The 11,111-nt window shown below is 45.4% G+C and carries 9 protein-coding genes; 1 reads left to right on the forward strand and 8 read right to left on the reverse strand.

The genetic code is table 11. The features are described from left to right. Window positions 1-36: 36 nt before the first annotated feature. From A4U59_RS06435 to A4U59_RS06460, 6 genes are all read right to left on the reverse strand, one after another. A complete protein-coding gene (locus A4U59_RS06435) occupies window positions 37-330 on the reverse strand; it encodes a ferredoxin family protein (RefSeq protein WP_070120364.1) in 294 nt (97 codons plus the stop codon). Beyond that, entirely contained in the window at window positions 327-1,619 is a 1,293-nt protein-coding gene (locus A4U59_RS06440) for an FAD-dependent oxidoreductase (RefSeq protein ID WP_070120365.1), read from the reverse strand. Before A4U59_RS06440 ends, A4U59_RS06435 begins: the two co-directional genes overlap by 4 nt. Then, window positions 1,612-2,637, reverse strand: a complete 1,026-nt coding sequence (locus tag A4U59_RS06445) for an electron transfer flavoprotein subunit alpha/FixB family protein (RefSeq protein WP_070120366.1) — start codon at window positions 2,635-2,637, stop codon at window positions 1,612-1,614. The genes A4U59_RS06440 and A4U59_RS06445 overlap by 8 nt, the downstream gene beginning before the upstream one ends. Beyond that, window positions 2,634-3,464 (reverse strand): electron transfer flavoprotein subunit beta/FixA family protein, encoded by an 831-nt coding sequence (locus A4U59_RS06450; RefSeq protein ID WP_070120367.1) that lies wholly within the window; start codon window positions 3,462-3,464, stop codon window positions 2,634-2,636. Before A4U59_RS06450 ends, A4U59_RS06445 begins: the two co-directional genes overlap by 4 nt. Before the next feature lie 354 nt (window positions 3,465-3,818). Then, window positions 3,819-4,178, reverse strand: a complete 360-nt coding sequence (locus A4U59_RS06455) for a hypothetical protein (protein WP_157888140.1) — start codon at window positions 4,176-4,178, stop codon at window positions 3,819-3,821. Window positions 4,179-4,404: 226 nt separating this feature from the next. Next, on the reverse strand, window positions 4,405-5,220 hold the full coding sequence (locus A4U59_RS06460) for a ZIP family metal transporter (RefSeq protein ID WP_070120369.1): 816 nt from the start codon (window positions 5,218-5,220) through the stop codon (window positions 4,405-4,407). A 157-nt stretch (window positions 5,221-5,377) separates the two neighbouring features. On the opposite strand from A4U59_RS06460, the gene A4U59_RS06465 reads away from it, so the two are divergent. Then, on the forward strand, window positions 5,378-6,655 hold the full coding sequence (locus A4U59_RS06465) for an MFS transporter (RefSeq protein WP_070120370.1): 1,278 nt from the start codon (window positions 5,378-5,380) through the stop codon (window positions 6,653-6,655). Window positions 6,656-7,036: 381 nt separating this feature from the next. Here A4U59_RS06465 and A4U59_RS06470 read toward each other — a convergent pair whose 3' ends face one another. Together A4U59_RS06470 and A4U59_RS06475 are read right to left on the reverse strand one after the other, a co-directional pair. Then, on the reverse strand, window positions 7,037-7,948 hold the full coding sequence (locus tag A4U59_RS06470; protein WP_070120371.1) for a zinc dependent phospholipase C family protein: 912 nt from the start codon (window positions 7,946-7,948) through the stop codon (window positions 7,037-7,039). Next, window positions 7,948-10,221, reverse strand: a complete 2,274-nt coding sequence (locus tag A4U59_RS06475) for a PAS domain-containing sensor histidine kinase (protein WP_070120372.1) — start codon at window positions 10,219-10,221, stop codon at window positions 7,948-7,950. Before A4U59_RS06475 ends, A4U59_RS06470 begins: the two co-directional genes overlap by 1 nt. Window positions 10,222-11,111 lie beyond the last annotated feature (890 nt).

Raw genomic sequence — 11,111 nt, forward strand, 5'->3', positions numbered from 1 at the left:
CAGACACGGGTAACAGCCAAGGAATGACGGCGTGGATCAAGCAAACCGGAAAACGATGCCATGTCCGCCTTTCGGATACTCCCACTTAATATTGTCATGCGGGCATGCAATTCGGCAGCTTCCGCACTCATGACAGCCTTCATAGCCAACCTGCATGCGGTCCCCTTCCCACTTGTACACTTCACCCGGGCAAAAACTTAAGCAAGCCTTATCTTCACAGTCACGGCAGACTTCATGATCAAGGATATGAAGGTGGGACTCTTTATCGGCTCGGAAACGGACAAGATACTGTTTCTCTTCAATGGATTGAACTTTTTTCTGTTCACTCATTTTAACACCCTCCAGGCACGATAAAAGTCCTGCAGCACTTTGATTTTGCCTTTTTCTGCAAAGAAGCCTTTCATGACTTCGCCTTGCTTTTCGCGCTTCGTTTTACCGTCAATGGTGAAAAATTCATGTGCTGCTTTATTGATCATCGGGATATAGTCCTTGATGTATGGATGGGTTTCGAATGTATGGGTAACATCCTTATACTTTTTCAAGTCGTCTCCGATGAAGCTTGTGTAAATTCTGTCGCTGTATACACCGAGCGTGCTTTCGCTGAAGTCGCCCTTTTCTTTGGCGTGAATGGCAGTTTCTGCAGCCATAAGTCCTGATGCCATGGCCATGTTGGATCCTTCTCGGTGTATTCCGTTAACAAGGTGGGCAGCATCACCGACAACAAGGACACCGTTACCTGCCAGTTTCGGCATTGCCTTATACCCGCCTTCCGGAATCAGGTGGGCAAGGTACTCAGCCGGTTCCGCTCCCTCAATCAAGTTTTTCACCATCGGATGGCTCTTTACGTAGTCAAGGAGCTGATAAGGACGCAACTTTTGCTTCGTCATGCTCGACAGTGTAGTACCAACTCCGATTGAGATGCTTTCTTTATTTGTGTAAATGAAGGAAGTTCCGAGATTGCCGTGTGTCGCATCGCCAAACAGTTCAATTGTACAGCCCTGGTCCCCTTCAAGGTTAAAACGTTCATTGATTTTTTCTTTTGGCAGATTAAGCACTTCCATCGCTGCAAGCGCCACCTGGTCTGACCGCAGTTCATTATGGAAGCCAAGCTGCTTGGCCAGCAGGGAATTGACACCATCTGCCAGAATGACGATATCAGCATGCACATCGCCATCAGGCCTGTCTGTTCTGACACCGATGACTTTTCCGTTTTCAACAAGCACTTCTTTTACGACCGTTTCATTGATAAGGACTGCGCCCTTCTCTACAGCCTTCTTTGCAAACCACTGGTCGAACTGGGCACGGAAGATTGTGAAGTTGTTGTACGGTTCCTGACCCCACTCTTCTTCTTTGTAGCCCATTGTTACGACAGAGCCTTTATCGAGAAGCCATGCCCGCTGTTCAACAATCGGTCTTTCAAGCGGAGCTTCTTTCCAAAATTCAGGAATAATATCTTCCATTTGTTTGCGGTACAGGACACCGCCCATGACATTTTTCGCGCCAGGATATTCACCGCGTTCGATTAAGAGCACTTTAAGGCCCGCTTCAGCTGCTTTATAGGCGGCTGAAGATCCCGCCGGTCCGGCACCAACAATGATGACGTCAAATTTTTCAGGCATGCTGGACACTCCTTTCTTCCTTGAGGGCGGCCCGGAAACCTTCGATTAGTTTCGGCATGATTTCAAGGGCGTCACCGACAATTCCATATGTTGCCACGTCAAAAATCGGTGCCTCAGGGTCTTTATTGATAGCGATGATATATTCCGAGTTTTTCATACCGACAACGTGCTGGATTGCACCTGAAATCCCAATCGCGAAATACAGTTTCGGTGTTACGGTTTCACCTGTCTGTCCAATTTGGTAATCGTGTGTCAGTAATCCTGCCTCAACGACATCACGGGTGCCTCCGACAGTCGCTCCGATTACATCGGCGAATTCATGGATAAGCTGGAAGCTTTTTTCGTCGCCCAGGCCTTTGCCGCCAGCCACGATAATATCCGCTTCATCAAGGTTCACCTTCTTGGCTGTGTTTTTGATGATTTCCAGCACCTTTATCCTGATATCTTCTTCTTTCAAGTCGATTGTTTCCTCAATCAGCCTGCCTTCCCGGCCCGGTTCCGGCTGGAGCGCTTTCATGACCTTCGCGCGCACCGTTGCCATCTGAGGACGGTTCTTTTTGCAGAGGATGGTCGCCATAATATTGCCGCCAAAGGCAGGTCGGCTCGCTTCAAGCAGCCGTTTATCCATGTCGATATCAAGCATTGTTGTATCAGCTGTCAATCCTGTAGCGAGGTCCGTTGCGACAGCACTTGCAAGGTCCTTCCCGTTAGGTGTCGCCCCATACAAAAAGATTTCCGGCTTATATTTCTGTGCCATATTTACAACAGCCTGCATGTAAGGCTCTGTCCGGTAATGCTTCAAAATTGGATCATCAATCAAATAAACTTCATCAGCACCATACTCGTAAAGTGTCGGCACCAGGTGCGTGACGCCGTCACCAAGGAAAACGCCCGCCAGCGGCACATCAAGTTTATCAGCAAGGTCACGGCCTGCACCGAGAAGTTCAAGGGAAACCCCTTCAATCACACCTTCGTTTTGTTCGATGAAAACCCAGACGCCTTTATAGTCTTCAATCATTGTGCTGCCCCCCTTTTGAACAACTCACCTTTTTCCTCCAGCAAGAGAGCGATCAAATTGTCTGCCTGCTCTGCCGGTGTCCCTTCGATCCGTTTTCCGCCTTCAGGTTTCGGCGGCGAGAACATTTTACCTACAATTGTCGGGGAACCTTTCAGCCCCAGTTGAGTCCGATCGACATCATCAAGGTCATTCACCGACCAGACAACCGGTGTATACCTTGCCGCTTTCAGCATATTTGGAAATGGAGAGTAACTGATTTCATTGATTTCTTTTTCAATCGTCAAAAGTGCCGGCAATTTTACTTCAACACGCTCATAGCCGCCATCAGCCTGCTTCCTGCGAAGCACCATATTCTTCGCTTTCGAATCAGCCTCTTCAATGTTTATGATATTGGTGACAGGCGGGATATCCAGCCTTCTTGCAATACCCGGCCCAACCTGTCCTGTATCACCGTCTATCGCGTGTTTTCCAGTGAGCACGAGGTCGACAGGTTCGGTTTTCCCTATCTTTTCAATTGCCTTGTACAGCGCATAACTTGTGGCAAGAGTATCAGCTCCCGCAAACGCCCTGTCGGAAATCAAATACCCATCATCAGCACCAATTTCGACACTTTTCTTAATGACAGCATCTGCCTGCGGCGGTCCCATTGACACAACAGTCACTTTTCCGCCGTGTTTTTCCTTTAAGCGTACAGCCTCCTCAACAGCATGGGCATCATACGGATTTAAAATGGATGGTGCGCTTTTTCTGTCCAGGGTATTGGTTTTGGGGTTGATTTTGATGATCTTTGTGTCCGGGACTTGCTTTACGCAAACAACAATATGCATAAATGTTCCACTCCTTCCTGATGGCTATCTGGATTTCGGCAGTTTATTTTTTGGCAGCGTTTTCAATAGAAGTTTTATAAAATTTCTGTCGGATGACAGCTGCCGAATATTTCTACCTATTCACATTGTATAATCAGAAAACCATCCAGCCTGTGTTCTTTCGTGACAATTTGGCAAACATTTCACAATCAGAAAAAAACCCAACCCGGTATAGGGCTGGGCATAAAGGTGTGATTCACACTGCCGGCTGTTCAATTCGCCTGCAGGGTATACTTATTGTCTATTCATACGATGAAATTGTGGATAATCCAATGTGTAAAACGGATGAAGTTGGTGACAGTTCAGAAAGGGGGGCTATATCTGTTCTTCCGCTATCCATTCGTGGCGCGTTTTAAGAAGGTGAGTCATACATGAATGTTTTCCTTTTTGTCTATTCACATATGCATGAAGTCGTTCCTGGACCCATGGGACACCAAGCCAATCATTTTCGACAATAGCCCGTTCGATTTGAATGAGCAATTCTTTGTAAAACTTAATTTCCTCCTCTGTGTCCCCGCACTTGCATTTGAATTGAGAAAGATGGTCTTCCATTAATTCGACGCTCTTTTTCAATTCCTCTTTGATTTGCGGAAGCAGTTCCGCATTCCAATAGTGATGGTACAGCAGGGACATCGCATTCATGCCGTGATGATGGGCTTTCATCCCTTTGTTCAACAATATCCATCTCCTTTCTTCAATCTTTGATAGAATAAATATATAATATTCTGAATATTTAGTCAACCCTTAACTTAAAAAAACTCCCCCGATTGGCGATCCTGTATGCGAAGTTAGATGCGCAATAGCCTTGATCTTTATCAAAAACCGGCTTCCTTGTTATATTCCCTATCTGGTAAAAAATCCGGTCTGGATACACAATCTTCCAAACCGGATTTCTATCCATTCAGCCCAATGCGACATCGAGAATCATCATCACAGTGAAACCGATCATCACCATCATGGCAGCAAAGTCTTTATTGCCGTTTTCCTGGGAACCGGGAATCACTTCCTCGGCTACTACGAAAATCATAGCACCAGCAGCAAAGCTCAATGCATACGGTAAAAGCGGCTCTACAAATGACACCGCAATGACGCCAATCACCGCCGCAATAGGTTCAACAATTGCTGAAAACTGGCCGAACATAAATGATTTTGTACGGCTTAGACCTTCACGCCTAAGCGGCATTGCAACTGCTGTTCCTTCCGGAAAATTTTGGATGCCGATACCGAGTGCCAGTGCTGCTGCACCGGCAACTGATGCACTTGGATCACCCATTGCCGCAGCACCGAATGCGACTCCGACTGCAAGGCCCTCGGGAATGTTATGAAGTGTAACGGCCAGAAACAGAAGGGTGCTGCGCCGTTTCTTGTCCGGATTGATTCCTTCCGGGATGCCCATTAGATTATATGGGTGCAGGTGGGGCATAAATTTGTTTGTAAGGGCCAGAAAGCCTCCTCCTGCCAAAAAACCCACCGCAGCCGGAATCCAGGCGGGAACCCCGCTTTTTTCTGCCATCTCGATTCCTGGTGCAAGAAGTGACCAGAAGCTGGCCGCTATCATGACCCCTGCTGCGAAACCGAGCATGCCATCCAAAAACTTCTGGTTCATTTCTTTTTTGACAAAAACCAGGGCTGCACCGAGAGCAGTAAGCCCCCAGGAAAATAAAGTCCCAAGCAGTGCCTGGTAAATAGGTGCCAGCCCTTCTAACCAACTGATCATGCCTGTGCCTCCTATTCTATCTCTTTTAAGGTCACCATTCTGACCATAGACGAATGTTTAAATAATTCGGAAAATATTTATTAATTATGAAAAAACTAATTTTTTCCGCTCCTTTTTTTGCTATTCTGATTACAAGACATGTAAACCGGAGGGCGCTATGAAGAAAAAAGAGATTTTTTCCTGGACAATGTACGATTGGGCGAATTCAGCTTTTGCCACCACGATCATGGCAGCGGTGTTGCCGATATTTTATTATGATGTAGCCGCGAAAAACCTGGAAAGAACAACCGCAACTTCTTACTACGGATACTCACAGTCTATCGCGATGATACTCGTCGCGTTTTTGGCACCCATTCTCGGGGCACTGGCAGACTACTCCAGCTCCAAGAAAAAGTTCCTCCGCTTCTTTGCATATATGGGCATACTTGCCTCCATTCTGCTCGCCTTCACAGGGGAAGGCGACTATATCCTTGTCTCGGTTCTCCTCATAATCGGAACAATCGGCTATAGCGGCGGAAACGTTTTTTATGACGCGTTTTTACCTGAAGTTGCCCCGCGGGAAGATATCGACAAAGTCTCAGCACGCGGGTATGCATTCGGATATATTGGCGGCGGACTCTTGCTGCTCGTTAACCTCGCGATGATATTGAAACCTGAAATGTTCGGCATTCCGAATACACTCATCGCCACCCAAATTTCGTTTGCATCGGTCGGTGTATGGTGGTTTATTTTCTCCCTGCCTTTCTTCAGGAATGTCGAAGAGAAGGTGATTGTCAAACGAAAGATGACAGGCTCCCCTGTTACGATTGCGTTTAAAAGGCTGAAAGAAACGTTTACGGAAATCAATCAATATAAAAACCTGCTCATCTTTCTTGTTGCCTTCTGGCTCTATAACGACGGAATCTCCACCATTATTAAAATGGCAACGATATACGGCAGGGATATCGGAATCGGATCGAATGATTTGATCGCGGCCCTATTGATCACCCAATTCGTCGGTATTCCGTTTGCGTTTTTATTCGGCTGGCTGGCAACAAAAATAAGCCCGAAACGCTCCCTATACATTGCCCTTTTCATATACGTGATAATCATCATTTTCGGTTACTTCATGCAAACCGCCCTGCATTTCTACATGCTTGCCGTGACTGTCGGTTTTGTTCAGGGCGGATCCCAGGCACTGAGCCGATCGATATTCGGCAGTATGGTTCCCGAAAACCGGCACGCTGAATTTTTTGGGTTTTATGGCATTTCAGCAAAATTTTCAGCCATTTTCGGACCGTTTGTATTCGCGCTCGTCGGCCAGCTGACAGGTTCAAGCAGACTTGGGATTGTGTCGCTTCTCATCTTCTTCGTAGCCGGAATCTTTCTTCTTACAAAGGTTGACATCGAAAAAGGCAAACTTGAAGCATCCGAGGCTGGACTTCCACCTGTTTAAGAATCTATGTAAAACGTTATTCCTAGTTTATTTTGTTGATAAAAAAGTATTTTGAAAGGCCTCGCACACCGATTTTGGGATGTGAGTATTATAAAAACAAGCTGTAATCCATAAAAGGACAGGATTGTGGAAGAAGGAAGCACTTTCGATGACAAAAACCTTTGCATTTTAAATTGGGGAGTTGATTTCCGCTGCAGGAGCTCGCTTTCACCACAGACACAAGTGCGGCATCTGTAGGCGAAGCCAGAGGCGTGGTTGCGCTTATCTTTACTCTTTAAATTGAGCGCTGCGTCGAAATACCCCCTTGCTGACAATTGATACTTTTCTATAAGGCAACAAAAAAACCAGGTAAAATCACGCTGCGTGAATTTACCTGGTTTTTTACAATATTGGATCAAAAATACGATTCTCATAGGAGCCTTCACAGCTTTTGCCTGTATCGTAGGAAATATTGCCGATTAGCTCTTTCAGCCTTGGATAAAGCGTTTGATCTCCCAGCCAGTACAACTGGATGACTTTGAGAATCCGGGAAGCTTCTTCTTCCGCATGCTCCATCAATTCTTCAAATGAAGCGGTATATGTCTCCTCTTCGGCAGCAGGATGAATCCATTCTTTCTTTTTCTCATTTAAAAAATCGCCCTCAGGCAGGTCTTTCTGATAGGAAAACGGCTCAATCATCTTGCCAAGCAGACGGTTCTTTATGCCGCTCGGATCATAAAGAACTTTCAGCGCTCTGATCATATCCCGATAAGAATCATTGATATACCCGCTCCTAAGCTGACTGTGCTCTTCCGGAAAATAGAATTCGATCAACTTCGCCAGCAATTCCTCAATTTCAGGGTAAAGATCAGGCCCAAGGTCAATCTCTTTATAAACCGGGGTCTTATACGTCTCTATTTTCCGGTATCGCTTCATGAGCAGTGTATCTATGATAATTTCGAGCTTCTGATGCCGGTTCCCTTCTGTTCCTGCCCGGTAATTGATATAAGGATGCGCCGTCCTGTCGAGTATGTGATGCGTGACAAACCCGCCAATGTAAGCCTTTGTTAGAATATCCGTTTTCATACCATCCTCAATCATATCCATAAGGAAACTGCCGCAATATTTGTGGTGGATTCGATCGCCGATTACTGCCGCTCCATCTTTTTGCCACGGAAAAAAGCGGTGGTAAAAAAACGGGTCGGGTCCCTGACAGCCCAGCTGGTAGGCGGTTTTTTCCTGTCCGGCCGGCTTGAATCCCCCTTCTTCGGCGGTTCTGTTTCCAAATAAAATGTGTGTCCATACGTTTGGCATCACAAATCACCTCTTTGGTCCTGAATCGGAAGGCGAACGCAGAAGGTGGTACCTTGGCCAGGTTCACTTTCGACTTCAATCCTTCCTCCGTGCTCCTTAACTATTTTATAGCTTACCATTAAACCAAGTCCGGTGCCTTTTTCTTTTGTTGTATAAAATGGTTCACCAACCCGTTTTAATTTTTCATCAGGAATTCCTTTGCCCTCATCCTTTATCGAGATGACAAGTTCCTTATCCGCTTCGTTTTTAACTTCAACAAATAGGTTCCCTCCATTTTCCATCGCCTCAATCCCGTTTTTCACGAGATTTAGAAATACCTGTTTCAATTGATTTTCAATACACGGAATATCCGGTAATTCCTCAGAAAAGCGGGCGTGGATCTGGATATTATTTAAATTTGCCTCCGCTTTCATAATTTCCAGAGTCTGCGCCATCATGACAGATACATCTTGATATTTAAAAATGTGGGCCTGGGGGCGGGCAAGGTATAAAAACTCAGTTGTAATGGATTCAATCCGCTGCAATTCCGAATTTACAATCTGAAAATAGCTCTTTTCCGCTTCATTTATGGAATCATTCTCCAGCAGTCTGATAAATCCTTTGATTGAGGTGAGAGGGTTACGGATTTCATGACCGATTCCGGCCGCCAACTCTCCAAGGACATTAAGCGTTTCAGATTTCCTGATTTTTTCTTCCATTTCTTTTTTCTCTGTCAAATCGCGGAACGCAATAAGGTGAAGTCCTGGATAAATATCCTTGCTGGCGGAAAACTCAATCGCCCGCTTTTGCCCGTTAAGCTTCGTCAATTCCACTTCACCTTCCACAGCCCCGTCCTTGCACGCTTCCCTCCAGTATCTGAGAACCGTTTTCAGCTGGCCGGCCGTGAAAAAGTCAGTAAAATGATAACGTTTAATGCCGGTGTCAGGAATTCCGACGATATGTTTTGCCGCTGGGTTGAGTTCAGCGTGATAGCCGTCCTGATCAATTAATGCAAAGCCGTCCAGTGCCTTATTGAACAATCCTTTCAATTTCCTTTCGTTACGGGATAAATCTTGTATCATTTTGTGGCGTGCGGTCACATCCCTAATGATGACAAGACCCGCTCCTTCCGTAATTTCACGTCTCATCGTAAGTTCAATTTGTTTTTTCTTTCCGTTGAGGAGCCGAAAAGACGCTTCAAGCCGCAAGAAGCCTTTTCTCATCAGTTCTCTGACATAATTTGCTGCTGCTTCTTTATTCTTTTCTTTCACAAAATCAAACAGATTATAGTCAGGGAGCATTTCAGCGGGGACTTCCAAAATATCGGATGCTGCCGTATTTGCTTCAAGTATGTTCAAATTCTCATCCCACAAAAGAATCCCATCAAGGGCATTTTCAAAAATCGCCCTGAACTTGGTTTCTTTTTCGGCAAGCTCGCGCTCGATCCTTCTCCTTTCTGTCGTATCCCGGAAAGCTGTTATATAAAGTCCTCCAAAAACATCAGCTTTTGTTGAGCAATCAAAGTATTTTCTCTTTCCGTTAAGCAGCTTGAATGGGAATTCAACCCTGATGGCGCCCTCCTCATCCACTTGTTTCCTGAGTGCCTGCGCAGAGGGGATTGCCTCACTGTCGATGAATTCATTGAAACTTTTGCCCACGAACTCTTCCTTGCTGATCTCGAATTTGCGGCAGGCGGCCGAATTCGCATTAATGATCGTCCGTTCTTTATCATAGATCACAAATCCATCAAGAGAATTTTCAAAGAGGTCGGTAAAGCTTTTACTGTAAATCTCAAGAAGAAAATTCAATTCATTTTGTTTTGTGATGTCTTTCATAACGAGAACCGGCAGGCCGGTCCAGCTGTCTTCCGCAAGTGTAAACAGCCCCACTCTTTCTGTGTTGTCAGGAAGGAGAATCGGCATATCCCCCTTTACCTCTTTTTCGGCCATGTAATTTTCCGCATGCGTACGGAACAGATCATATGCAATAACAGGGATAAAGGTTTTGATGTATTTACCCAGCAGTTCTTCTTCATTTCTGCCAAAAAAACGGCAAGCTGAAGGATTTGCTCTGGTAATCCTGAAGGAATGGTCGAGAAATATGATAGCATCATCCGAGAGTTCAAAAGCTGTTCGATAAAGCGAAGGGCCGCTTCTGCCAGCCCTCTCCTTCTTCGACGGACTGAATTTCATTTTCCGGCCGCTCTTTGCCCTGCTCGAATATAATTGTTGCAATTCTTCTTCCAACCTCGATATTCTTTCTTCCACAACATCCGCTTCCCCATTTGGATTCAATGCTCTCCCCTCCTCATCAGGTATCTTTTGCACTATATTCGACATACTTATGTTGTTTCCTATCTGCCAATCAAACGTTATTCATTCTTTAAAGAAAATCCGCCGTTTGTCGAGCTTTCAGGCGAACAGTGAGGCGCAGCTTTACAATTGTCCGCTGCGCGGAATGCTCCTTGCTGGCAATTTATGCTCCTATACGGAAAGAAAAATCCGCAGTTTCTAGCAGTAAGCAATTCCGATAACTGGAGAAACAATAGCATTAAAAATTAAGTATGAAATCACAAGGAGCTTATTTTAGATTTTTTTGCTATGTAATTGCAAAAGTAGTCTTGTTCCGTTAAAGGATAGGATTGTTGAATGATTAAGGACTTTGTTAACCATATATTGCACTTTAGAAGGGAAAGTTGACTTCCGCTGCAGGGGCTCACTTTCCGCGGGGCGGGCGGTGAGCCTCCCTCATGAAATTGAAAGGTTTCTTACATTTACTTTGTTTTTCTTCTGTTTCCTCTTGTTTAAAAAGAAGGGGACATGGATGAGGCAGACAAATAAATCCATACTTTAAATAATTTGGAATCGGGCAGTGTGTATTAATAGACCGGAAAGGGGGTATTCCAGTTAATGGATGATGGTGCTATGATCGCACTTTTGGATCTCCACTTGCGACATGGTGGTGGACCCTCCCATTTCTCTCGGCGTCTGTGCGCGCAAATTCCTTCGTTCAACCTGACCATGTGTGGATGCTGGAAATGCTCCTCAGGTGGGTCTATGCCCTAATGCTCGGTATGGTGACCAGCTTATCCGTGCTTCTTTTGTAGATGACGATGAGAAAACAGAGAAAACCAAATTCAGATACTCAAAAACCTGTTAGTGATTAAGCAGTGACCTGTATATTG

This window comes from Bacillus marinisedimentorum (assembly GCF_001644195.2).
Classification (GTDB): Bacteria; Bacillota; Bacilli; order Bacillales; family Bacillaceae_O; genus Bacillus_BL; species Bacillus_BL marinisedimentorum.

Bases quoted from the DNA above. Each gene is read 5' to 3' on its own strand.
- A4U59_RS06450 (WP_070120367.1), bottom strand. From the start codon at position 3,464: ATGCATATTGTTGTTTGCGTAAAGCAAGTCCCGGACACAAAGATCATC.
- A4U59_RS06445 (WP_070120366.1), bottom strand. From the start codon at position 2,637: ATGATTGAAGACTATAAAGGCGTCTGGGTTTTCATCGAACAAAACGAA.
- A4U59_RS06440 (WP_070120365.1), bottom strand. From the start codon at position 1,619: ATGCCTGAAAAATTTGACGTCATCATTGTTGGTGCCGGACCGGCGGGA.
- A4U59_RS06435 (WP_070120364.1), bottom strand. From the start codon at position 330: ATGAGTGAACAGAAAAAAGTTCAATCCATTGAAGAGAAACAGTATCTT.
- A4U59_RS06465 (WP_070120370.1), top strand. From the start codon at position 5,378: ATGAAGAAAAAAGAGATTTTTTCCTGGACAATGTACGATTGGGCGAAT.
- A4U59_RS06470 (WP_070120371.1), bottom strand. From the start codon at position 7,948: ATGCCAAACGTATGGACACACATTTTATTTGGAAACAGAACCGCCGAA.
- A4U59_RS06460 (WP_070120369.1), bottom strand. From the start codon at position 5,220: ATGATCAGTTGGTTAGAAGGGCTGGCACCTATTTACCAGGCACTGCTT.